The sequence below is a fragment of the Pseudogemmobacter sonorensis genome (assembly GCF_042762395.1).
GTDB classification, from domain to species: Bacteria; Pseudomonadota; Alphaproteobacteria; order Rhodobacterales; family Rhodobacteraceae; genus Pseudogemmobacter; species Pseudogemmobacter sonorensis.
The window spans coordinates 1-22,269 of sequence record NZ_JBEFZE010000027.1 but is presented as its reverse complement, the minus strand read 5'-3'; the positions used below and the strand labels follow the sequence as shown (position 1 = coordinate 22,269).

19 protein-coding genes and 1 pseudogene are annotated in these 22,269 nt (G+C 70.0%); 7 read left to right on the top strand and 13 right to left on the bottom strand.

The genetic code is table 11. The features are described 5' to 3' along the window. Positions 1–488 precede the first annotated feature (488 nt). The 3 genes from ABNX41_RS16335 to ABNX41_RS16325 form a co-directional block, all read right to left on the bottom strand. Complete coding sequence (locus ABNX41_RS16335; RefSeq protein WP_438670783.1) at positions 489–920, bottom strand: hypothetical protein; 432 nt, start codon at positions 918–920, stop codon at positions 489–491. Between the two features lie 72 nt (positions 921–992). Further along, positions 993–2,087, bottom strand: a complete 1,095-nt coding sequence (locus ABNX41_RS16330) for an endonuclease/exonuclease/phosphatase family protein (RefSeq protein WP_438670782.1) — start codon at positions 2,085–2,087, stop codon at positions 993–995. A 5-nt stretch (positions 2,088–2,092) separates the two neighbouring features. Then, positions 2,093–2,806, bottom strand: coding sequence for a TerB family tellurite resistance protein (locus ABNX41_RS16325; protein ID WP_438670781.1), 714 nt, complete (start codon positions 2,804–2,806; stop codon positions 2,093–2,095). 819 nt (positions 2,807–3,625) lie between these two features. Here ABNX41_RS16325 and ABNX41_RS16320 point away from each other — a divergent pair. Beyond that, positions 3,626–4,801: a DUF6892 domain-containing protein gene (locus ABNX41_RS16320; RefSeq protein WP_438670780.1), complete on the top strand. Its 1,176-nt coding sequence runs from the start codon at positions 3,626–3,628 to the stop codon at positions 4,799–4,801. Between the two features lie 11 nt (positions 4,802–4,812). Next, the gene (locus ABNX41_RS16315; RefSeq protein ID WP_438670779.1) at positions 4,813–5,319 is read left to right on the top strand and encodes an ankyrin repeat domain-containing protein; all 507 of its coding nucleotides are present in this window, start codon (positions 4,813–4,815) and stop codon (positions 5,317–5,319) included. 189 nt (positions 5,320–5,508) lie between these two features. Here ABNX41_RS16315 and ABNX41_RS16310 read toward each other — a convergent pair whose 3' ends face one another. The 8 genes and pseudogenes from ABNX41_RS16310 to ABNX41_RS16275 all read right to left on the bottom strand — a co-directional run bounded on the left by ABNX41_RS16310 (position 5,509) and on the right by ABNX41_RS16275 (position 14,557). Further along, a complete protein-coding gene (locus tag ABNX41_RS16310; protein ID WP_438670812.1) occupies positions 5,509–5,811 on the bottom strand; it encodes a GNAT family N-acetyltransferase in 303 nt (100 codons plus the stop codon). 208 nt (positions 5,812–6,019) lie between these two features. Further along, a complete protein-coding gene (locus tag ABNX41_RS16305) occupies positions 6,020–6,238 on the bottom strand; it encodes a VOC family protein (RefSeq protein ID WP_438670778.1) in 219 nt (72 codons plus the stop codon). Beyond that, positions 6,235–8,016: a Ppx/GppA family phosphatase gene (locus tag ABNX41_RS16300; RefSeq protein ID WP_438670777.1), complete on the bottom strand. Its 1,782-nt coding sequence runs from the start codon at positions 8,014–8,016 to the stop codon at positions 6,235–6,237. Before ABNX41_RS16300 ends, ABNX41_RS16305 begins: the two co-directional genes overlap by 4 nt. A 390-nt stretch (positions 8,017–8,406) precedes the next feature. Continuing rightward, positions 8,407–10,707: an RNA degradosome polyphosphate kinase gene (locus ABNX41_RS16295; RefSeq protein WP_438670776.1), complete on the bottom strand. Its 2,301-nt coding sequence runs from the start codon at positions 10,705–10,707 to the stop codon at positions 8,407–8,409. Positions 10,708–10,939: 232 nt separating this feature from the next. Continuing rightward, a pseudogene (locus ABNX41_RS16290) lies at positions 10,940–11,620 on the bottom strand (DnaA/Hda family protein); the annotation flags it as partial. 77 nt (positions 11,621–11,697) lie between these two features. Further along, on the bottom strand, positions 11,698–12,873 hold the full coding sequence (locus ABNX41_RS16285) for an AI-2E family transporter (RefSeq protein WP_438670775.1): 1,176 nt from the start codon (positions 12,871–12,873) through the stop codon (positions 11,698–11,700). A 245-nt stretch (positions 12,874–13,118) separates the two neighbouring features. Beyond that, complete coding sequence (locus ABNX41_RS16280; RefSeq protein WP_438670774.1) at positions 13,119–13,901, bottom strand: AraC family transcriptional regulator; 783 nt, start codon at positions 13,899–13,901, stop codon at positions 13,119–13,121. Positions 13,902–14,236: 335 nt separating this feature from the next. Continuing rightward, on the bottom strand, positions 14,237–14,557 hold the full coding sequence (locus tag ABNX41_RS16275; protein WP_438670773.1) for a hypothetical protein: 321 nt from the start codon (positions 14,555–14,557) through the stop codon (positions 14,237–14,239). On the opposite strand from ABNX41_RS16275, the gene ABNX41_RS16270 reads away from it, so the two are divergent. From ABNX41_RS16270 to ABNX41_RS16250, 5 genes are all read left to right on the top strand, one after another. Further along, positions 14,550–14,759, top strand: a complete 210-nt coding sequence (locus ABNX41_RS16270) for a hypothetical protein (protein ID WP_438670772.1) — start codon at positions 14,550–14,552, stop codon at positions 14,757–14,759. The two genes, ABNX41_RS16275 and ABNX41_RS16270, sit on opposite strands and share 8 nt — an antisense overlap. Positions 14,760–15,333: 574 nt before the next feature. After that, positions 15,334–16,128 (top strand): ABC transporter ATP-binding protein, encoded by a 795-nt coding sequence (locus ABNX41_RS16265; RefSeq protein WP_438670771.1) that lies wholly within the window; start codon positions 15,334–15,336, stop codon positions 16,126–16,128. 75 nt (positions 16,129–16,203) lie between these two features. Beyond that, a complete protein-coding gene (locus tag ABNX41_RS16260; RefSeq protein WP_438670770.1) occupies positions 16,204–17,133 on the top strand; it encodes a FecCD family ABC transporter permease in 930 nt (309 codons plus the stop codon). Further along, positions 17,130–18,179, top strand: coding sequence for a FecCD family ABC transporter permease (locus ABNX41_RS16255; RefSeq protein WP_438670769.1), 1,050 nt, complete (start codon positions 17,130–17,132; stop codon positions 18,177–18,179). The genes ABNX41_RS16260 and ABNX41_RS16255 overlap by 4 nt, the downstream gene beginning before the upstream one ends. Continuing rightward, the gene (locus ABNX41_RS16250) at positions 18,176–19,123 is read left to right on the top strand and encodes an ABC transporter substrate-binding protein (RefSeq protein ID WP_438670768.1); all 948 of its coding nucleotides are present in this window, start codon (positions 18,176–18,178) and stop codon (positions 19,121–19,123) included. Before ABNX41_RS16255 ends, ABNX41_RS16250 begins: the two co-directional genes overlap by 4 nt. 203 nt (positions 19,124–19,326) lie before the next feature. Here the strand turns inward: ABNX41_RS16250 and ABNX41_RS16245 are convergent, their stop codons facing one another. After that, a complete protein-coding gene (locus tag ABNX41_RS16245) occupies positions 19,327–21,462 on the bottom strand; it encodes a TonB-dependent siderophore receptor (protein ID WP_438670767.1) in 2,136 nt (711 codons plus the stop codon). Positions 21,463–21,581: 119 nt separating this feature from the next. After that, positions 21,582–22,269, bottom strand: a 688-nt coding sequence (locus ABNX41_RS16240; RefSeq protein ID WP_438670766.1) for a helix-turn-helix transcriptional regulator, incomplete at its 5' end; no start/stop codon positions are given.

The following is a 22,269-nucleotide window of genomic DNA, read 5'->3' as shown; positions in this document are numbered from 1 at the left end:
CTGGGGTCAGATCTTGGGGGCGGTGAGCGGCACCGGGGGGCTTCTGTGCGCGAGGGGGCGGCTTCTGGGACGCGGCTTGGCGGGGTGCTGGGTGGAGGTTTCGTCTGTGTTGCGGGGTCGCGCTTTCCGGGGGAGCTCTCGCGCTTGGGGTGGCCTGCGGAACTGGGCGTCCTGTTGCAGGTGCGGACGGGGGAAGTTGCGGCGCGTGCATCGGGGCGGTCTGGCGGGCTGTTGGGCGCGGAGGCGGCATGTTCTCGTGCCGGGCGGCGAGCGGGGGCCTTGAGGTTGGAGGGGCCTTGAGGCGGAAATCTTCCCCGCATTGACGGACGCCACCGCGGAAACCACATCTCTCGGTGCAGGGCCGGACTGATTTCCCGGTTCTCGGCAAGGGCCCGGGCTGCCGCATGACGTTTCGGAAGTCTGTTCGGGCGGGATCGGGGCCTTTGTGTCCGTGCATTGGGTGTCGGGGCCGCTGACGGCGGTCCGTCTCAGAGGTCGAGGATGCCGTCGGGCCGCGCCCCGCCGGGGGGCGGGAGCGGTGAGGGATCGGCTTCCGGCGCGGCGAGGGGGATCTTGCGCCGGATCAGGATATCGCCGTTCGGAAGCCGCTCGGGCGCGTGGTAATTGCCGATATCGTCGACCAGCCGCAGCAGTTCCTCAAGCTGCGGCCCGAGCGCCTCGAACCTTGGCCGCAATTCCTCGACCGCCCCTGCCATGTCGTCGAGCACGGGCTCCATCTCGGCCATCAACCCGCGCAGGAGCAGCTTCGCCCCCTCTTCGATCAGCGAGAAGCCTTCGGAGGTCGCGTCTTCGGCCGGCCCGGGCCTTTCGGAGGGCAATTCCGCCCGCGCCACCCCGCCCGCCGTGGCGAAAGCCAGCGCGAGGCCGAGCGAGAGGGAGACGGAAAGGCCGGGTTTCATCTGCTGTCTCGCCTTGGTTGCAGGCCTCGATTCGCGCGCCCATCCTAGCCCCGGCCGCGCGCCCGCGCCAAATCACGTTTGGCGGGCCCCAGCCTGGCCGGGCAGGGGCGCCGCCGCGCCCCCCAGCGGAATGTCCAGCGTCACCGGGAAATGGTCCGAGGCCTGAAGCAGCGCCTCGCGCAGTTCCGGCACCGCCAGCACGCCGGGATCGTTGAAGGGATGCCAGATCCGCCAGTCCGGCCGCCGGGCCAGGATCCCGGGCGAGACCATGATGAAATCCAGCAGGGCCTCGAAATATCGGTTCTGCGGCTTGAGGTAGAACCGCGCCGTGGTGGGCGCGAAGCCCATCCGGTGGTGCAGCGCCATCCCGGCATGGGGATCGAAAAGCCGCAACTCCGGCGGGGCGGTCTCGCCCAGGACGATCTCGATCCCGGACTGGCCGAAGAGCTTCTCGAACTCGTCCAGCCCCGGCCCGTCGTTGAAATCACCCAGCACCACCAGCGCCTCGCCGCGCCGCAGATGCTCTTCGACCCGGGCGCGGATCCAGATGCATTGCGCGAGCTGCTTGCGCCGGTTCTCGATCGAGATCCGCATCGCATCGGCCTCGTTCTTGGCGCCATGGGGGTTCTTCGACTTGGCATGGACCCCGATCAGCCGCAGCCGGTGCCCGCCCGCCACGCGCAACACCATTTCAAGCGGCGGTTTCGAGAACCGGATCGTGTCGGGCCTGCTGTCGGCGTCCAGATCGTAGCGGAACACGCCGTCGAAGCGCGGCGCCAGGCGCGAGCCCTTCTTTCCGGTCGGATCGCCGCGCGGATCATGGCGCGGCGCGATGCGGTCGGGATCGTAGAGAAAGGCGATCTCCTGCTCGGTCTCGGAGGAAAAGCCGTGCAGCGCGCGGCGCGCCCGCAGATGGTATTTCGCGGCGAAATTCTCCAGCGCCCGCACGGTCGAGCGGCGGGAATTGGTATCCGGCCCCTCGACGATCAGGATCCCGTCGGCATCGAGCGCCGAGAACACGATGCCGAGCGCGCCCGCCTGTTCCGCCCGGCTGACGCCATAGCGGGCCGAGGGCGCGCCATCCTCATGCAGCCGCCCGCCGTCGTCGAACAGCGCGTTGAACCATTCGATATTATAGGTGGCAAGGCGCAGCCGATCCGGCGCCATCCGCCCTAGGCCGCCTTCTGGTCGGAGATTTCCTTCCAGGCCGCATTGATCGCGACCAGGCGGTTTTCCGACAGTTTCACCGCCTCGGGCGGCAGGCCGCGCGCGATCATCCGGTCGGGATGGGTGTCGCGCACCAGTTTCCGCCAGGCCGCGCGGGCCTCGTCCAGCGTGGCGTCCTGCGCGATCCCCAGCACGTCATGCGGATCGCGCGGCGCGCCTTCGACCAGCCGCGCGCGCACGGCGCGGAAACAGGGCTCGTCCAGCCCGAAGATCCCGGCGACATGGGCGAGGAAGGCGTCCTCGCCCGGGTGGTAGCTGCCATCCGCCAGCGCGATCGAGAACAGAGCCTCCAGCAGGTCGAGAAGGACGTGATGGTCGTCGGCGCAAAGCCTGCGGCCTTCGGGGTTGAAGAGCCGCGCGATCTTGGACGCATAGACGTCGAATCCGGCCACGTCCTGGCGGGCAAGGTCGAAGACGCGGGCGGCATGGGCCTCTTCGCCGGGGGGGAAGGTGAAGATGCGGCGAAAGGCGGTCACCTCGGCCCGGCTGACCTCGCCATCGGCCTTGGCCATCTTGGCGCCAAGCGCGAGGACGGCGATGGTGAAGCCCACGCTGCGCTCGGGCGGTGGCGCGCCGCGCAGCCGGTCGAAGACGACAGACAGCGGCTCGCCCTTGGTGAGCGCGGAGAGGGCTTCGGCGATGCGGGTCCAGATCGACATGGACGGGATCATAGCCCGGCGCGGCGGCGTTGTCAGAGCAATTTCCCGCGAAGCCGCGGATCCCTGCGCCGGGGCGATGGCACGCGAAACGGGGGCGGATTCGGCCCTTTTCGCGCCCCTGCGTTCCCGGCCCCTCGGGCGGAGGCGCGGGGAGGATTGTCGGCAGGATCGCGGCGGCCATTTCCGACGATCCGGCGGTCGAGGAGACCGATCCGGCCGCAGCCCTTCCGGCGGGTTTTCCGTCCTTCCGATGGCCTTCGGGGTGGGACCCAATGTATCGTCCGGGCAATCCCGGATGCCCCTTCGCTAAGGATGCCGCGTCCCATGCCGACCTTGACCGAAGCCGCGATCGCGGCCAGCCTGCGCGACCTGTCGCGGACGGCCCCCGACGACCACCGTGCCTTGCAAAAGAGGCGGGACGATTGGACGGCGCTTGTCGCGCGCGATCCGGCGGCCCCGGCGCGGCTTTACGATCATTACGGCGCCGCCTGCGCCGCCGCCCTGGGCAAGGGCCCCTCCGGCGCCTTCCCGGATCCGCTGGCCCCCGATCCGCTGGCCCCGGATCCGCTGTCGGGGTATCGCTTCCCTCTCGACTTTTCCTCCTCGGCATGGCTGCGCAAGGGGTCGGCCCGAGGCCTGGCGCCTGCTGGGCGAGCGGCACGCGGGTCACCTGGAGCGGATCTGCCGTGCCCTCGCCCTGCCGGACGACCGGATCGCCGATCTCCACCCGCCGCGCCGGACCGGAAGGCGCGGCGATGTCGCCGGGCTGATGCTGGCGCTTTGCAACTGGCACAGCCCTTACGGCGGGAGGCGGGCGGCATGAGGCAGGAGGCGGCGCAGATCGTGCCCGCGCTCTGCCGCGCTTTCCCCGAGGTGGGCGACCATGTGCTGGCGGGCCTTCTGGCCCTGCACCCCGAGGCGGTGGACGAGACGGCGGCGCTGATCCGCTTCTACCTGGTCGAGCGCGGGCAGGACGATGCGGCGATGATGATCGGGTTCGCGCTCGACATGCTGGGATTTCACGCCTCGCGCGACGGGTTCTTCCATCGCAACGCGGCCGCGATCCTGACCGCCGCCCTGCGCGACGCGCGCGACTGGCCGCAGCCGACGCTTGCCGCCTTCACCCGCCGCTTCCTGCTCTATCCGCCGGGGATGCTCCGGACCGATCCGGCACAGGCCGCAGCGGAAGCCCGCAGCGGCATCGCCGGGACGCAGCGCATTCTGGCGGCGAACGAATACAAGCCCTATCTGGGTATCTCGGTCGAGACGCAGAGAGATCGCGACACCGCCCTGCTGCGGCGCCACCAGGCGGATCTTGCACTGATCGAGGCGGATTTCCCTGAATGGTGCGCGGGCCATCGCCGCCGCGCGGTAAGCCGTGTCGCCGTCTCGGCCGGGACGCGCAAGGCGCTGGCGGCCATGGCGAAGGCCCTGCCCGGGGCGGCGGCGGAACCGGCCCGGGCCCTGCTGGAAGAGGCGAGGCTCTGGTCGGCGCGGCCCCGGACCTGTGCGATGCCGAAACCCTCGGACAACCGTTTCAAGGATTTCGGGCTGAAGCTTCTGGTGATCGAGGAGCTGATGTATCGCCAGCGGGCGCTGGTGCCGGTCTTCGACATCGACGCCTTCGCCGCCGAATACGAAAAGCGCGAGATTTCGGTCGAGGGCGACGGCTATGAGGTCATCCCCGAGGCGCGACAGTATTTCGCCAATCTCGCCATCCCCGAGGATCTGCTGGCCCGCACCACCCATCTGCACCAGTCCAGCGGGATCGACGGCGGCCCGGCCTTCATGGCGCATTTCCATCCGTTCTGGGACCCGGGCGCGGGGGACGGGGTGGTCAGGGTCACCGACAAGGCGATCAAGGATCTGGACCTGTTGCCCAACCTTGCCCGGATCACCGGGCTGGAGAACAGCGCGCCGGGGCCGAGGCTGCTCAAGGCGCTGGCGCGGCGCGGCGTCGCGCTTCTGCCGGAAGAGGGGGCGGGTGATGCGTGAGGGGGCGGGTGATGCGTGAGGGGGCCTCGCGCCGCGCGATCCTGCGGCTGCTGTCGGGCATGATCGCTGTCCTCTCGGGCAAGGGCGCGCTGGCGCAGCGGGCGGTCGACCCTGCGGCCCTTGGCCCCGACGGGCTGCCGCTGATCTTCTGGCTGATCGAGCGCGAGGATATGGCGGGGGTCGCGCGGCTGGTGGAGGCCGGGGCCGATCTCGATGCGCGGGGGTTCCACCGCGCGACCCCGGTGCTGAGTGCGGCGATCATCGACTATTGGCAGATGGTGGAATATCTGCTGGCGCGCGGCGCAAAGGCGGCGGTGACAGATGGCCGGGGCTTTACCCTGACCTGGCTGGCGCGGAATTCGCGCGTGGTGCCGGGTGGCCCCTATGGCGAGGCCTTGGCCCGGGTGCGCCGGACGCTGGAGGCGCGCGGCCTGATGCGCGAGGTCCACCATCCCGTCCGCGTGCGGGAATTGGCCGCCGCCGGGCGCTGGCCGCCGGACTGGTTCCGCGATCCCTGACGGGCCCTTGCGCCAGGCTGGTGCGCCCGGGGCGCTGCGCAACGCTCCCGGGGTTGAGGGTTGATCGCGCAACCGAAGGTCCATGATTTCCGCAGCCGCAGCCGCAGCCGCAGCCGCAGCCGCAGCCGCAGCCGCAGCCGCAGCCGCAGCCGCAGCCGCAGCCGCAGCCGCGTCGGCGCGGCAGGCTTGTCAGAGCAACTTCCCGAGAAGCCACAGATCCAGATGCCGCCCGAACTTGAAGCCCGCTGCGGGAATTGTGCCCATCAGCCGGTATCCCACCGCTTCGTGAAAGGCGCGGCCATCGGGGTTTTCGCCTGACACCGCGCCGATCATCAGATGGATGCCCGAGGCGCGGGCGTGATCCTCGATGGCGGCCATCAGCCGTCGGCCGATTCCGCGTCCGCTTGCGGCGGGCGACAGGATGATGGTGTGTTCCATGCTGCGCGCATAGCCCTGCCCGCTGCGGAACTGGCCGTAGCGTGCGAACCCCAGAAGCGCGCCCGGGGGGGCGGGGTCCTCGGCGACCAGAAAGCAGGGGCCTGCCGCGATCGTCGCAGCGATCTCGTCAGCGGATTTCGGAATCGGGTTGAAGGTGATCGCCGTCCCGACGATCCATGGATTCCATAGCTGCGCCAGCGCGGGAGCTGCGCCAGCGCGGGCGCATCGGCGGGGCGGGCGGGGCGGATTGCGGCGGCGCGGCTCATCCGGCGGGCCTTGTCCGATCCGGCGCGGGGGCGGCGGGGTCGATGGCGATCACTTCGAGATAAACGTCCCCCAGCCCCATCAGCCGGTTGTGGGTGCCCGTCAGCGGATGCGCCCCCCCGCCCGCCAGCGGCAGGCCAGGCGCGGCGCGGACGAATGCCTCGCCCGCCACAAGGCTTTCGGCCGCGATGGCGATATGGTCGAGGCGAAGCCTCATTCCGTCGCGGCCCCGGCCGCCCGGCCGCGCGGCGCTTTCGGCTTCGGCGCCTTCGGCCCCGTCACCCTGGCCTGCGCCTTGAGCGCCACCGCGAGCGAGGCGAACCGCGCCTGCGAGACCTCGCCGAACAGGCCCTCGCCCTCTTCGGTCAGCTCCAGCCCGAGGGTCTTCTTCTTCGGCTGCCAGACCAGCCGCCCCGCCCGCGCCGGATCGGCGGCCGAGAACATCGCGCCGAAGCGCATCGCCTTGCCCAGAACCTCGGCCTGGCGGATGTCCTCGTCCGACAGCAGCCGGAACAGCGGTGTCATGCGGTTGCCCGAGCGGCTGTTCTTGTAGCGGTGCAGCAGCGCCAGCCCCAGGAACACCCGGCCCTGATGGTCGAGCCCGCCCAGATTGGCCCGGGTGGCATTGTCGAAACAGGCCTCGGCGCGGTAGTCGGGATGGGCGCGCCAGGTGGTGTCGTGCAGAAGGCAGGCGGTCTTGATCAGGCGCAGCCGCTGATGCGCGGTGCCCTGGAACAGCGGCATCAGGAATTCGAACAGCTTCTTGCCGAAGCCCGGCACACGGGCCTGGCTGTGCTCGGTCATCCGGGCGGCCTCGATCAGCGGATCGCGCGCGCGCAGGCGCTCGGGCATCTGCTCGTAAAGGAGCCCCTCGCGGATGCCATAGGCGGAGACGTCGATCTCGCGGGGCTTCAGCACCCGGATCAACTCGCGCAGCACCTCGCAGGCGATGGGAACCAGTTCCATCCGTTCGGCCGAGGTGCCGGTGCGCGCGCGCAGCACCGCCGGGTCCGAGGCCGCGATCCAGTCCAGCGTGTCCAGCAGCGCGTCGGGCTTCATGCGGTATTCGTGCAGGACCAGCAGCGGGTAGTTGCGCCGCTCCATGTCCAGCCGCGCGATCACCCGCCAACTGCCGCCGACCAGGTAGATCCGCTCTCCGGTCGAGCGGATGGTGCGCCCGACATCCTTCAGGATGCGGTCGATATGGTCCTTGCGCTTTTTCGGCCCGCCGGGAAGCTGGGTCAGCCGGAACGGGCCCAGCGGGGTCGAGACCCTCTTGCCGACCTTGCCGTCGCCGATCCGCGCCAGTTCCATCGAATTGCCGCCGATGTCGCAGACCAGCCCCTTGGCGTCGGGCCAGCCCAGAAGCACGCCCTGGGCGGAAAGCCGGGCCTCTTCGTCGCCGTCGATGACATGCAGCCGCAGCCCGGTCTCGCGCAGGATCTCCTCCTGGAATTCGGGGCCGTCCTCGGCCTCGCGGGTGGCGGCGGTGGCGACGACGGTCAGGGGTTCCACCCCCATCCCGCGCGCCAGCAGCGCGAAGCGCCGCAGCGCGACCAGGGCGCGCCTGCGCCCCTCGGGGTTGAGGCGCCCGGTCTCGACCAGGCCCTTGCCCAGGCCGCACATGATCTTTTCGTTGTAGAAATAGGCCGGGCTGCGGGCCGCGCCGTCGAAGACCACCATCCGCACCGAGTTCGAGCCCACGTCCACGACGCCCACGCGCGACAGGGCGCGGGTGCTCTCGTCCTGGAAAAGCGCAGGGCCGAAGGGCTCCCAGTCCTCTTCGGCAGGCCGGTGGCCGGTGGCCGGGCTTGGCGCGGCTGGCCTTCGCGGGGCGGGGGCGCCCGGCTCTGGCGCTCCCGGCTCTGGCGTGCTCGGCTCTGGCGTGCTCTGGCCGGAGGTTCCCGCATCGGGCATTGCCGCAGAGGGCGCTGCGGCGGCGGTCGCCTGGGAAGACGCCGCCCCTGGGGGGGCGTCGGGCAGTCCTTTGGTCATCTGGATCGATTCCCGATTGTTCTGCGCCATGATTGCGCCGCCGGTGGGCGGGGTCAACATGATGCCCGAGGGGGCATGATGGGCCGGGCCCCCGGCGGCCCATGCCGAGCGGTGCCTGACCCGGGCCGGTTCCGCCCTTGTCGACTTTGCCCTTGTCGACTTTGCCCGCGTCGACTTTGCGCCCGTCGGCTTTGCTCGGGCCGGTTCCGCCCGGACCGGGCTTTGCCTACACCGGGTTTTGTCCAGGACGGGTTTTCCCCAGGGCAAGTTTCCCCAGGGCAAGTTTCCCCAGGGCAAGTTTCCCCGGGGCAGGTTTCCCCGGGGCAAGTTTTCCCGGGGCGAGTTTCGCCGAGGCGGTTTGCTCAGACCGTCTTGATCCGGCCGTTCCTCTCAGACGGCGGTCTCGGCTCCCGCTTCCGGGGCTCCCGCTGCCCGTGCTCCGGCCTCCAGCGTTCCGGCATCGGGCCGGGGCGCCGGGAACTCGGCCCCGACCTCGCGCTCGTCGCGCGAGGGCGCGAGGCGCGGCGCGTCCTTGGCGCCCGCCGTGCCGCGCCCGGACAGCGAGGGGTTCTCCATGAAAAAGCGGTGGCAGTTGAACTGCCGCTCTCCCGGCGCGCCGAGGTTGCGCAGATAGCTGCCGTCGGGCGCCAGCACCCAGCTTTGCGCCTCGTCCGCCAGATTGGCGGCCATGATCTGCGACAGGATCTGGCTTTTCACCGTGGGGTTGATCGCCTCGACCAGGGTCTCGACCCGGCGGTTGAGGTTGCGGCCCATCCAGTCTGCCGAGGACAGGAAGACCCGCGCCTTCTGGGCGGGCAGGCCGTGGCCGTTGCCGAAACAGACGATGCGCGAATGTTCCAGGAACCGCCCGACGATGCTTTTCACCCGGATGTTTTCGGAAAGCCCCAGAATGCCGGGCCGCAGCCCGCAGATGCCCCGGATCACCAGGCTGATCTTCACGCCCGCGCCGCTGGCGGCGTAAAGCGCGTCGATCACCTCGGCGTCGATCAGGCTGTTCATCTTGGCCCAGATCTCGGCCGGGCGACCGGCGCGGGCGTGCTCGGCCTCGGCCGCGATCAGCTCGATCAGGCGCGGCTTCAAGGAGATCGGCGAGATCGCGAGGTTTTCCAGCCCCTGCGGCTGCACATAGCCCGAGAGATAGTTGAACACCTTGGTCGCATCGCGGCCAAGCGCCGGATCGCAGGTGAAAAGCGACAGGTCGGTGTAGATCTTGGCGGTGATCGGGTGGTAGTTGCCGGTGCCGAAATGGGTATAGGTCACCAGCGCGTCGCCCTCGCGCCGCACCACGGTCGAGATCTTGGCATGGGTCTTGAGGTTGATGAAACCATAGACCACATGGGCGCCCGCGCGTTCCAGCCTGCGCGACTGGCGGATGTTCGCGGCCTCGTCGAAACGGGCCTTCAGCTCGACCAGCGCGGTGACGGATTTCCCGGCCTCGGCCGCCTCGCACAGCGCCGAGACGATCGGGCTGTCCCAGGAAGTGCGGTAGAGCGTCTGCTTGATCGCCAGCACATTGGGATCACGCGCGGCCTGTTCCAGGAAGCGCACGACGGTGTTGAAGGTCTCGTAGGGGTGGTGCAGCAGCATGTCCTTCTGGCGCACGGCGGCGAAGATGTCGCCGTCATGGTCCTGCACCCGTTCGGGGACGCGGGGGTTGAAGGGCGGCCACAGCAGTTCGGGGCGCGACGACAGCACCAGCGCCTTCAGATCGGCGATGCCCAGAAGGCCGCGCACCTCGACCACCTCGTCGGGGGCGACATGCAACTCCTCCATGATCAGCGCGCGCAATTCCGGGGGCGCGCCCGCCGACATCTTCAGCCGGATCACCTCGCCCCGGCGGCGGCGCTTCAGCGCGGTCTCGAATTCGCGCACCAGATCCTCGGCCTCTTCCTCGACCTCAAGGTCGCTGTCGCGCAGCACGCGGAACATGCAATGGCCGCGGTCGGCATAGCCGGGGAAGAGCATCTCAAGATGCAAGAGCAGCAGCTCTTCAAGCGGCAGGAAGCGGTCCTCGCCCTCCTTGCTGGGCAGGCGCACGAAACGGTCGATCTGCTGCGGGATCGGCAGCAGCGCCTTGAGCGGGCGGCGGTCGGTCACCCGTTCCAGCTCCAGCGCCAGCGAAAAGCCGGTGTTGGGGATGAAGGGGAAGGGATGCGCCGGGTCGATGGCCAGGGGCGACAGCACCGGGAAGACGTTGGACAGGAAGTATTCCTCCAGGAATTTCAGGTCCCCCACGTTCAGTTTCGAGCGGCTGAGCAGCACGATTCCCTGCGTCTCCATCTCGGTGCGCAGCTTCTTGAACTTGGTCTGCTGGGTCTGCATCAGCCGGTGCGCGTCCTCATGGATCAGGCGCAATTGCTCCGAGGGGCTGCGGCCGTCCTCGGAGGCGGTGGAATTGCCGGTCCTGACCAGCGCGCGCAGGCCCGCGACGCGGACGGTGTAGAATTCGTCCAGGTTGGTGGCCGAGATCGACAGGAAGCGCAGCCGCTCCAGCAGTGGCACGGCGGGGTTCGCCGCCTCGTCCAGCACGCGCCAGTTGAAGGCGAGCCAGCTAAGCTCGCGGTTGAAGAAGCGATGCGCGCTGCCGGTGTCGGTCTCGGGCAGGGCGACGGGGGCCGCGAAGGCGGCCTTGAGGAAATCGGCGGGCGGGGCGGCTGGGGTCTGGGTCATGGCTTGGGCTTATGCACGGGGTTGGTGACGGAATTGCGACAGGCTGCGGCATGGGGCCGCAGCACGGATTGCCGCGGGGCTAGCGCGCCTGCCGCCCATCGGCGGGATCGCTGTCCCCGACATGGGTTTCGGGCCCGACATGGGGTTCAGGCCCGACTTGGGTTTCAGGCCCGACATGGGGTTCGGGGGCGGCGGGCGCAATGTCGTCGGCCTCTTCGGAGAAGGCGGGATGGCCCAGAACCTCGGCGGCAAGCCTTGGCCCGATGGGGCGGCGCTCGGCCAGGGCGCGGGCGTCGAGTTCGGCGACGATGGCCCGCGCCGCCCCGATCGAGCGCGGCATCCGGTTGACCAGCCAGGCCAGAAGCCCGGGCGCGGGCGCGATCTGGCGGTCGGCGAAAAGCTTCGTCAGCACGCCTTCGAGCAGCGCATCGTCCGGCGCGTCGATCCGCGTCAGCGGCGCGGCCTGCATGCGCGACAGCAGGTCGGGCAGGACCAGCCCCCAGTCGCGGGGCGCGCAGGCGGCGGTGACCAGAAGCCGCCCGCCGCTTCCGGGCCTCCCGCCGGCCTCGGCTGGCCCGCCCGCTTCCAGGGTGCGCGCGGCCAGCAGGTTGTGCAGATGAAAGAGCGCGGTCTCGGCGGCGCGGTTCCCGGCGATGGTCTGGGCATCCTCGACCACCACCGCCGCCGCGTCTTGCGCCGCCAGCGCCGCCGGATCGGCCCCGGCCAGATCGCCCGCGTCGAGCCATGCGGTGTCCGGCCCCGCCGCCTCGGCCCAGATCCGCGCCAGATGGGTCTTGCCCGATCCTGCCGGGCCGACCAGCAGCATCTTGCCGCCGGGCCACAGCCGCCAGCCCTCGACCGCCGCGAAGGCCAGGCGGTTCGCGGGGGTGACGATGAAATCGGCCCGCGTCATCGCGGTGCGCGGCGGCAGGTCGAAGGCGAGCTGGCCGGTGCCTTGTCTGGGGGGAAGGGCGCCGTTCGGGGGCGGGGTCACGGCAGGCGGGCCCCATCGGCGGTGTCCGGCCCGGCGGCGACCATGCTGTCGGCGATGGCCTCGGCCTCGGCCAGCGCCTCGTTGATGCGGTTGGCCTCGGCCTCGACCGTCGCGTCCTGGCCCGCGATGCCGGTGTAAAGCAGGCTCTGCTGGTAATGATCGATCGCGAAACGCACCAGAACACCGATCACGGCGGCCACCGGCACAGCGACCAGCATTCCCACGAAGCCGAAGAGCGCGCCGAAGGCGGACAGCGCAAGGAGCAGCCAGACCGGATGCAGCCCCACCGATTTGCCGACCATGCGGGGGGTCAGCACATTGCTCTCCATGAACTGACCGGCGGCGAAGATGGCGACGATCACGCTGATATGCAGCCATTCGCCCCAGAACTGGAACAGCGCCAGCCCGATGGCCAGAACACCGCCGATCAGCGCGCCGATATAGGGGATGAAGGTGATCGTCCCGGCGATGGCGCCCACCACCAGCCCGAATTGCAGCCCCGCCGCCATCAGGGCCAGCGAATAGAAGCTGCCCAGGATCAGGCAGACCATGACCTGCCCGCGCAGGAATCCCGCCAGCACCTTGTCGACCTCGCCCGCCAGCAGACGGATCGCGGGGGCATGATCGCGCGGCAGAAGCTGGTCGATGCGCCGGATCATCCGGTCCCAGTCCAGCAGCAGGTAGAAGGCCACCACCGGCACCACCAGCAAAAAGACGATCATCGACACGATCCCCAGGGCCGAGGTCAGGATCCCGTTCGCCAGATCGCCGCCCTTTTCCTGGATCGCGGTTCCGATCGTGGCCAGCGTCTGGCGCATGGTCGAGGTGGAATCGGCCAGTTCGGGGAAGCGCTCCATCACATAGGCTTCCAACTGGCGGATGATGTCGGGGGCGGCATTCACCAGCGCGGTCAACTGATAGATCAGCGCCGGGACGATCGAGAGCATCAGGAGCACCATGATCACCAGTGCGGCCAGCGAGATCAACGTGGTCGCCAGCGCCCGCGACAGGCCCAGCCGTTCCAGCCGGTCTGCGATCGGGTCGAGGAAATAGGCCACCGCCCCCCCCAGCAGGAAGGGCAGCATCACATCGCCCATCGACCACAGCAGCAGCAGAAGGATCAGGGCGGCGATCCCCCAGTATCTGGCCTGAACTCGGATGGGCAGGGCCATGGCGCTCCTCTCGGGACGGTGGTGTCTTGGCCGCCGATATTGCCCGAGCCTCGTTCCGGCGCAAGGGGCGGCGCCGGGCGCCTGCGCCCTGTCGCCGGGATGCGGCTCGGGGACCCGGGGGGGGGAATGCGAAGCCGTCGGGGCGCGCGGATTCCGGGCCGCGGCCCGCCTCGCACCCGCGCCGGGGCGGCAAAGTGCGCGCCCGGCCGCCGGGCGACTGCCGGTGCTCCCCTGTCAGGCCCGCATCACGTTCGCGTCAGGCTCCGGCGGTATTGGTCCGGGGTCTGGCCGCTCAGCCTGCGGAACATGGCGATGAAGGTCGAGGCCGATTGATAGCCCATGTCGTAGGAGATCTGCTGGATCGTGCGGCCAGAGTTCAGCGCCTCGATCGCCATGGTGAAGCGCAGCCTCTGGCGCCATTCGCCCAGGCCGATGCCCAGCTCCGCCTTGCATCTGCGCTCCAGCGTCCGGGGCGTCAGGTGGAACTGGCGCGCGATCTGCGCGGTCGTCCACGGCCCGAGCAGGTTGCGCCGCGCCTCGTCCAGGATGGCTTTCAGCAGGTCGGAATCGGCGAAGGGCAGGTAGTTCTGCGTCCGCTCGGCCGCGAGGATCTGGTCGATCGCCACCGCCGCCAGCCGCTTTTGCTGCGGCGTGCGCGGCTCGCTCACGCCCAAGCGGGCGCATTCGTCCAGGATCGCCTTCAGCAGCAGGTTGATCGAAAGCGCGCAGGGGCGCTCGGGCAGGCTTTGCGAGATCTCGGCCGAGATATAGGCCGAGCGGAAGCTCGTGACCCCCTTGCTCCACGAGGCATGTTCGAAATGCGGCGGGATCCAGATCGCATATTGCGGCGGCGACAGCATGTTCTTGCCGTCGGTGCGGAAATTCAGCACACCGCGCGAGACATAGGTGAACTGCCCCCAGGGGTGGGAATGGGCGACCCATTCGGCGGGGGCAAGCTCCTCATGCCGGAAGTAGATGTCGCCGGGCAGGGTGTCGAAAACCGGGATGTCGTAATCTGTGACGGGCATGGAACCTTCCGCAACCGCACCGGCCCGGCGCGTGGGCCACAGGCCGGATCCCGCGCCGGATCGGGCGAAGCCGGATCGGGCAAGGCAGGGGCCAAGCCTACAGCAATCCGCCCGCCGCCGCGACCGAAGATTTCGGCGCGCGGCCTGGGCCCTTCTGCCCTGTCATGAAAGCCGCGCATCGCCACCGGCGGGGCGAGGGCCGCCGAGGCAGGACGCCGCCCATTCGGGAAAGGGGGCGGCGCAACTGGCCGGTCGATTGGCGAATCCACCGATCAGGGGTGACGGGTGTTCCCGGCCAGTCGCCGACCCCGGGGCGGCGGTCGCAAGCGGCGCGATCACCCGGCCGCGAGCGGGTTCATCGTATTGGCGTGGCCGCCCGCCTTCAGCGCCCGCTCGCCCGAGACCATCTCCTTGAAGGTGTCGCCCGGGCCCGAGCCGAGCTCGCGCCGGCGCTTGACCGCCGAGACGCCACGCCGGATCTCCTCGCCGAAACAGCCGCGGCCGAGTTCGTCGACCGATTTCGCGGTCAGGTGGAAGGTCGGCAAAGTGATGAGATTGTGGAACACGCCCGCCCGCGCGGCAATGTCGGTCTGGAAGCGCTGGAGCCGGGCATCGGCCCCGCGTCCCAGATCGGTATCGTCGAATTCTGTGCGCATCGACTCGTTGCCCTCGGGGAAATCCGTCTCGGCCACGCTTGCGGATTTCACCCGTTCGGCGCGGACCTGCCTGCGCAGGTTCAGCGTCCAATTGAAGCTTGGGCGAGGTGTTGTCGGTCATCCGGCGCAGCGCCTGGCCATCGGGCTGGGCTGCCTGGCGATCTTCAACTTCGAGAAGGCGCATTTCGCCCCGGCAGGCTGACCGCGCCGCAGCAGGGCTTCGGCGGGGACGAAGCCCCCCTCCGGTGCCTTGAGCCGCCGAATACCTCGCTGAAACCGGCCAGCATGACGAGAGAGGCCAGTCCGATCGCGGCCCAGACCGCCGGTCCTGGTTGAGCCGGAACGCCTTGGCAAGGCGGAGGCGGTCGGGCTTTCCCGGATGCCGCCCGGGTGGCTCGGTGACGCAGAAGACCGGAACGACCATGGCGAGCGCGGCGGGAAGGGTGGCGATCCAGAACGCCGAGGGGATGTTGCCCGCCAGAAAGATCATCGCGCCCACGGCGGCCAGCGGGCCGATGAAGCCGCCCAGGGTATCGAGCGATTTGCGCAGGCCGAAGCTTGCCCCCCGGATCTCGGGCGGGCTGGCGGCGGGAAGGCTCGGTCGTCCCGCGAAGGGCCCCCGGCGGTCTTCCCGTGGCCGACCGCCGGGGGCCCCGGACCGGGGATTTGTTGCCTTGCCTGGGGTGCGAAAAACTGACAGACCGAATACCTGAGCAACCTGGTTGGAAATTGGCGCGGGGGCGCAGTTGCGAAACAGCGACATTGCCGGAACGATCTTGCTTTCGGGTGTCTGCGTGGCGCGCGGGGGGCGCAACGTCGTCCATGACGTCGGGCTGGAGATCCTGCCGGGACAGATGACGGTGCTGATCGGTCCGAACGGCTGCGGGAAGTCGACGCTTCTGAAGACGGTCTCGCGGCTGCTCGCGCCCGCCTCGGGCGAGGTGCGGATCGGCGGGCGTCCCCTGGCCGGTCTTTCGGGGCGCGAGGCGGCGCGGCAGATGGCGCTTTTGCCGCAAAGCCCGATCCTGCCCGAGGGGCTGCGGGTGCGCGACCTCGTGGCGCTTGGCCGCCATCCGCATCGCAGCCTCTTGCGCGCCTGGTCGCCCGCCGACGATGCCGCCATCGAGCGCGCCATGCGCGAGACCGCGACGCTCGACCTGGCCGACCGCCCGGCCGAGGCGCTTTCGGGCGGCCAGCGCCAGCGGTGCTGGATCGCCATGGCGCTGGCGCAGGAGACCGGGATCCTGATGCTCGACGAGCCGACGACCTATCTCGACCTTTCGGTGCAGATGGAGGTGATGGCGATCCTCGCGCGGCGCGCGGCGGCGGGGGCGACGGTGCTGGTGGTGCTGCACGAGCTGAACCTTGCCGCCGCCTTCGCCGACCGCATTGTGATGATGCGCGCGGGCCGGATCATGGCCGACGGCCGCCCGGAAGAGGTGATGAACGCCGCCAATCTGGCCGCGATCTTCGGCTTGCGCGCCGATGTGATCGCCGATCCCGTGACCGGGCGCCCGGTCTGCCTGCCGCGCGAGGCGGGCGGGGCGCAGCAGGGGGTGGTCCCGGCATGAAGGGGGGGGGGCGCCTCTCTTGCGGCGGGCGGGGCCGCGCTGCCGCTGATCCTTGCGGCCTTCCTGCTTGTCTCGGTGCTCTGGCATCTGGGGGCGGGGGGGCAGACGCTTTCGCCCGCCTTCGTCTGGTCGGCGCTGACCGGCGGCGAAAGCGACACGTTCGAGGCGGCGATCGTGCGCGAATTGCGCCTGCCGCGCGCCATCGGCGCCGCGCTGGCCGGGGCGGGGCTTGCCGCGGCCGGGGTGCTGATGCAGGCGGTGACGCGCAATCCGCTGGCCGAGCCCGGGCTGTTCGGCCTTCTGGCGGGGGCGTCGCTGGCGGTTCTGCTGGGGCGCGGCATCCCGGCCCTGGCCGCGCCGGAACTGCTGGCGCCGCTTGCGGCGGCGGGCAGCCTGGTCGGCGCGCTGCTGGTGCTGGCGCTGACCCGCGCGGCGGGTCAGGGCGGCGGCATGCTGACCCCGGCGCTGGCCGGGGCGGCGGTGACGGCCTTTCTGGTCGCGCTGACGACTCTGGTCTCGCTCCTTGACCTGCGCGCCTTCGAGGATATGCGGATCTGGCTTTCCGGCTCTTTCGCCGGGCTGCGGCTGCCGGTGGTGGCCATGGTCGCGCCCTGGGCGCTGCTGGGGATGGGGGCGGCGCTGGCGATCGGGCCGAAGCTGACGATCCTGACCATGGGGGACGAGGCGGCGACGGGCCTCGGGCTCGACCCGCGCAGGATCCGGGCGCTGGCGCTGGCGGCGGTGGTGGTGATGACCGCGGCGGCGGTCGCCATGGCCGGGCCGCTGGGGTTCGTCGGGCTGACGGTGCCGCATGCGGTCAGGCTTCTTGGCCCGATGGGGCAGGGGCGGCTGGTCGCGCTTTCCATGCTGGCGGGGGGCTTCTACCTGGTGCTGGCCGATACTGTCGCGCGGCTTTTGCTCTTTCCGGTCGAGATCTCGGCCGGGATCCTGACCGCGCTGATCGGGGCGCCGGTCCTTGTCCTGCTGGTGAGGCTGCGGGCATGAGGGTCTTGCGCTTTTCGGCGCTTCGGGGCCGTATCGCGCTGGAGCCCGCGCGCGCCGGGCTGATCGCGCTTGCGGCGCTTGGGGCGGGGCTGGTCGCGCTTTTCCTCGCCTCGGCGCTTCTGGGGGGCGAGGGGGTGGCCGCGCGCGATGCGCTGGCCGCGCTGACCGGCCGGGGCGATGACGCGGGGGCGCGGCTGGTCGTGGCCGAATTCCGCCTGCCGCGCGCGCTTGCCGCGATGCTGGCGGGGGGGCTTCTGGGATGCGCGGGGGCGCTGGTGCAGGGCGCGACGCGCAATCCGCTGGCCGATCCGGCGTTGCTGGGGATCAGCCAGGGCGCGGCGCTGACCGTGATCGTGCTGGCGGTGCTGGCGCCCGGCATCGCCGAGGGCTGGCGTCCGCTTGCCGCCTTCGCGGGCGGGATCTCGGTCGCCGGGCTGATCCTGTTGCTGTCGCGCCAGCAGGACGGCGTCGGCCCGGTGCGGCTTTTGCTGACCGGGATCGGGATCGCGGCCTTCCTGGGCGCGATGACCACCGCGCTTCTGACCTATGGCGGCGTGAACGAGGCCCATGCGGCGCTGGCCTGGATCGCCGGTTCGGTCAGGACCGCGGGCTGGAGCCAGGTCGCGCTGCTGGCGCTGCTGGCCCCTGTCGCCGGGCTGCTTGCGGCGCTGGCGGTGCGGCCGCTTTCGGTCCTGCGGCTTGGCGACGATCTCGCGACGGTGCTGGGCCACGACGCCGGACGCGCCCGCAGCGCGCTGATGGCGCTGGCGGCGGCGCTGGCGGCGGTTTCGGTCTCGGCGGCCGGGCCGATCGCCTTCGTCGGGCTTGTCGCCCCGCATCTGGCGGCGCGGCTGGCCGCGACCGGGCCGGGCCTGCATCTGGCCCTGAGCGCGGCGGTCGGCGCCGGGCTGACCGGGCTTGCCGATCTGGCCGGGCGCTGGCTTTTCGCGCCGGTCCAGGTGCCCGCCGGGCTGGTCACCGCGCTGGCGGGCGCGCCCCTGATGGCCGTCCTGATGATCCGCAAGCTGAGAGGGAAATCGCCATGAAGATCCTTGCCGCCCTGGTCCTGCTGCTTGCCGCCGCGCCGGTGCTTGCCCAGGATTTCCCGCTGACCATCCGACACAAGTTCGGCGAGACGGTGATCCCCGCCCGGCCCGGGCGCATCGCCTCGGTCGATTTCGCGGGGGCGGACGATCTGCTCGCGCTTGGCATCCAGCCGGTGACGGTCCGCGACTGGTATGGCGGTTTCGAGGGCGGGCTCTGGCCCTGGGCCGCCGCGCTTTCCACCGGATCGCCCGCGATCCTGCGCGGAGAGATCAATTACGAGCAGATCGCGGCGCAGGACCCCGATCTCATCGTCGCGCTCTGGTCCGGCATCGGCGCGGCCGATTACGAAAGGCTCAGCCGCATCGCCCCGGTCGTGGCGGTGCCCGAGGGGGTGGGCGATTTCTCGCTGCCCTGGGAGGTGCGGGCCGAGCTGACCGGCCGCGCCACCGGGCGCGAGGCCGAGGCCCTCGCCCAGGTCGCGGCGATCCGCGCGCGGATGGCGGCGATCGCCGGGGCCCATCCCGACTGGCAGGGCCGCACCGCCAGCGTGGCCTGGTTCATCGGCGGCGGGCTGGGCGCCTATACGGCGCAGGATGTGCGGGTGCAGATCCTGGGCGCCCTGGGCCTGTCGATGCCCGCGCGGCTGGCCGGGCAGACCGGCGGCGACGGCTTTTCGCTGCCGCTGTCGGAAGAGGCGATCGGCATTCTTGAGGCCGACCTGATCCTGTGGACCGTGCCCGACGGCGATCTGGCGGCGCCCGAGCGGGTGGTCACCCGCCCGTTCCTGCAAACCTCGAAAGCGGGGCGCGAGGTGTTTTCGGGCAAGCTGCTGACCGGGGCGATGTCGCATGCCTCGCTCTTGAGCCTGCCCTATGCGCTGGACCGGCTGGAGCCCGCGATCGAGGCCGCGCTGGCGGGCGAGGGCCCGGTGGTGGTGGAATAGCGCCTGCCTCGCCGGGGTCGGGCGGGTTGCGAGGCGGCCTTTCCGGCCCGGTTTTGCTCTGGCGGCCTTTCCCGGGGTGGCCGTCCCGGCTTGACCCTTTCGGGGGCGGCCTTGCCCGCCACGGCCTTTCTTGGGGCAGCCTTCACGCAAGACGGGCGGCCGATTCCCTGGCCGCCCGTTCGCATGATACGCCGCGGGACCGCTCAGAACCGGCTGGTCAGCCCCAGCGTGATCACGCGCCCCTCGCCCTGCCAGCAGGAGGAGGTCCCCCAGGAGGTCTGGCAGCTTGAGGTGTAGCGCTCATCGGTCAGATTGGTGACGTTGAGATCGGCCGACCAGTTCTCGGCGAAGTTCCAGCTTGCGCCGATGTCGTAAAGCCAGGCGTCGCCGACTTTCAGCGTATTGGCGTTGTCGGCCCAGCTTGAGCCCAGATAGCGGGTGCCCGCGCGCAGCTCCAGCCCCTCGACGGCGGCGGGGGTCCAGACCAGTTGCAGATTGCCGAACCGCTCGGCCACCGATTGCGGGGTCTTGCCCACCACGCCCGGATCGCTGGCGAATTCCTCGATCTCCACGCTCATGCTGGTGGCCGCGGCGCGCAGGCGCCATTCGTCGTTCAGCGCGACATTGGCCTCGATCTCGATCCCCTTGCTGGTCAGCTTGCCCAGCGTGGCCGAGTCGAAGACGCCGCCGTTGACATAGCTTTGCGACACATCCCTGCGGGTGATGTCGAAGGCCGAAATCGTGACCAGCGAGCTTTCGTTGACCTGCCATTTCAGCCCGATCTCGGCCTGGTGGCCGGTCTCGGGATCGGCCAGAAGCGAACTGGCCGACAGGGTCTGCGGGTTGAAGTAGGTGCCGAGCGTGGCATAGGCCGTTACGTCGCCGGTCTTCCTGGCCAGCGCGATCCGGCCGGTGAAGGCGTCGTCGCGGCGCTTCAGATCGGTGCCGAGATGGTCCTCGACATCCGACCAGACCACGTCGAAACGGCCGTTCACGGTGGCGATCCAGCCATCGCCCCATTCGATCTGGTCCTGGGCGTAAAGGCCAAGCTGCCTTTGCGTGCTGATATTGTCGATATAGGGCGCGCCGACGGCGGGCTGGGTCACGCTGTAATCGGGGTTCACCGGGTCAAGCGGCGTGCCGAAGGCGAAGGCCTGTTCCTGGTCCAGCCGGTATTGCCGCGCGTCGATGCCCAGCAGGACCTTGTGGCGGATGCTGCCGTTGTCGAACTCCCTCGCGAAGCGCAGGTCGTTTTGCAGGATCGTCGCATAGCTGTCATGGCCGAAGACGAAGCGGTTCACATCGGCCGTGGCATCGGGCACCTGGCCGGTGGTGAAGCCGTTGGGGTAGAGGTAAAGCTCCTGCAGGTCCGAGAAACCGGCGCGGAAGGTGTCGGTCATCTCCCAGGCGCCGATATTGCTGCGATAGATGCCGGTGGCGATCAACTGCTTGCGGCGGTATTCGTCGGCATCGGGGTTGCCGCCGTTGTAATAGGTGTCGAGCCAGCCGAAGGGCCCCGGCTCGACCGTGCCGTAATAGGGCAGGAACGAGCCGCCGACATGGTCGGTGTCCATGTCGGTATAGGACAGGTGCAGGGTCAGGCGGCTGCCGTCCTGGAAGGTCTTGGTGACCGCGCCATAGGCGACGCCCTCGAAACCCTCCTCGAACATGCCGTGGCCATCCTGGCGCGAGGCCTGCAGCCCGTAGCGCCATGCGAGGTCGTCGCCGTTGGTGCCCGAGCCCTCGACCGAGCCGGTCGCGCGGCCCTCGCTGTCGAAGCTGAAGGACAGCGTGGTTCCGGTCGAGCCGTCGGGCAGCCGCGAGACCGAATTGACGACACCGCCCGGGCTGGAGGCGCCGTAAAGCATCGAGGCCGGGCCCTTGAGCACCTCGACCCGCTCCAAGAGGAAGGGGTCGATGTAGAAGGTGCCGAAACCGTAGGAAAACAGCGACAGGCCATCCAGGAAGGTGCCGGTGTCGAACGAGTTGAAGCCGCGGATGTAGAACCAGTTGGTGTCGCTGTCATAGCCGTAAAGCTGCGATTGCACGCCCGCCACCGTGCCCAGGATCTGGTCCAGCTTGCGCGGCCGTTCCTTCTGGAAGGTGTCGCGCCCCACCACGCTGACCGATTGGGGCACATCGGTGATCTCGGTCGCGGTCTTCATGCCCGAAAGCGTGAAGGGGTTCGTGGAATCGCCCACGGCTTCGGCCCCCGCGACCTCAAGCGTGACCGAGCCCAGGAAGACCGCCTCCTCCTGCGCCGAGGCGGGGCCCATGACCGCGCAGGTCAGGGCGGTGGTCCCCGCCAGAAGCCGCGCGATGGTTCGTGCTGATTTCATCTTGTTTTTCCCTGATTGATGCCGCTCGGCATGCCGTCGCGAACTGTCCCTTCGTCTCGCGTCTAGCTCAGGGCTGGATCCCGGTATTGACTAAAACTGTCGGATATTCGCATCCGAAATCATCGGTCGTCGGCCGGTCGGCGCTGGCGCCGCCACAGGCCCGGCGTCTGGCCCGCCAGCCTGCGGAACGAGCGGGTGAAATGCGCCTGGTCGGCGAAACCCGCGTCCAGGGCGATGGCGGCAAGGCTTTGTTCCCCCTGCAGCAGCAATGTCTTGGCGCGTTCGATCCGAAGCCTTTGCAGGCTGCGGTGCGGCGGCTCGCCCCGGCTCTGGCTCCAGGCATGGGCGAACCAACTGTCCGACAGCCCGATGGCACCGGCCATCTCGGCCACCGAAAGCGGGCGGTGCAATTCCTCGCGCATCAGCCGGTCGATGCGCGACAGTTGCCCAAGCGTCAGGCCGCCGGGGCAGGCGGGCGGCGCATCCACGCCGGGGCCGAACAGGGTGGCGATCATCTCGCCCAGGATGCCGTCCAGCGCGTCATGCGAGAAGCTGGCGGCGCGGATCTCTTCCGCCATCCGCCCGGCCATGGCCTGCAAGGGGGGCGAGGCAGCGAGCAGGCGCGGCGCGCGAAGCAGGGCGGCGATCTCCGTGGCAGGGTCGGGGCCGCTGCCAAGCCCGGTGCCGCGCAGCCGCGCGCCCAGTTCCGCCGCGCTGAAATGCACGTCCAGATGCGCCAGCCTGCCGGATCTGCGAAAGCCCGAGCGCGTGGGGACCCCCGCGGGGATGAAGGCGATCCGCACCGGC

What these genes read in the sequence shown, in the direction of transcription:
- ABNX41_RS16335 (WP_438670783.1), bottom strand. Translation starts at nt 920, where the DNA reads ATGAAACCCGGCCTTTCCGTCTCCCTCTCGCTCGGCCTCGCGCTGGCT.
- ABNX41_RS16330 (WP_438670782.1), bottom strand. Translation starts at nt 2,087, where the DNA reads ATGGCGCCGGATCGGCTGCGCCTTGCCACCTATAATATCGAATGGTTC.
- ABNX41_RS16325 (WP_438670781.1), bottom strand. Translation starts at nt 2,806, where the DNA reads ATGTCGATCTGGACCCGCATCGCCGAAGCCCTCTCCGCGCTCACCAAG.
- ABNX41_RS16320 (WP_438670780.1), top strand. Translation starts at nt 3,626, where the DNA reads ATGAGGCAGGAGGCGGCGCAGATCGTGCCCGCGCTCTGCCGCGCTTTC.
- ABNX41_RS16315 (WP_438670779.1), top strand. Translation starts at nt 4,813, where the DNA reads ATGCGTGAGGGGGCCTCGCGCCGCGCGATCCTGCGGCTGCTGTCGGGC.
- ABNX41_RS16305 (WP_438670778.1), bottom strand. Translation starts at nt 6,238, where the DNA reads ATGAGGCTTCGCCTCGACCATATCGCCATCGCGGCCGAAAGCCTTGTG.
- ABNX41_RS16300 (WP_438670777.1), bottom strand. Translation starts at nt 8,016, where the DNA reads ATGACCAAAGGACTGCCCGACGCCCCCCCAGGGGCGGCGTCTTCCCAG.
- ABNX41_RS16295 (WP_438670776.1), bottom strand. Translation starts at nt 10,707, where the DNA reads ATGACCCAGACCCCAGCCGCCCCGCCCGCCGATTTCCTCAAGGCCGCC.
- ABNX41_RS16285 (WP_438670775.1), bottom strand. Translation starts at nt 12,873, where the DNA reads ATGGCCCTGCCCATCCGAGTTCAGGCCAGATACTGGGGGATCGCCGCC.
- ABNX41_RS16280 (WP_438670774.1), bottom strand. Translation starts at nt 13,901, where the DNA reads ATGCCCGTCACAGATTACGACATCCCGGTTTTCGACACCCTGCCCGGC.
- ABNX41_RS16275 (WP_438670773.1), bottom strand. Translation starts at nt 14,557, where the DNA reads ATGCGCACAGAATTCGACGATACCGATCTGGGACGCGGGGCCGATGCC.
- ABNX41_RS16255 (WP_438670769.1), top strand. Translation starts at nt 17,130, where the DNA reads ATGAGGGTCTTGCGCTTTTCGGCGCTTCGGGGCCGTATCGCGCTGGAG.
- ABNX41_RS16250 (WP_438670768.1), top strand. Translation starts at nt 18,176, where the DNA reads ATGAAGATCCTTGCCGCCCTGGTCCTGCTGCTTGCCGCCGCGCCGGTG.
- ABNX41_RS16245 (WP_438670767.1), bottom strand. Translation starts at nt 21,462, where the DNA reads ATGAAATCAGCACGAACCATCGCGCGGCTTCTGGCGGGGACCACCGCC.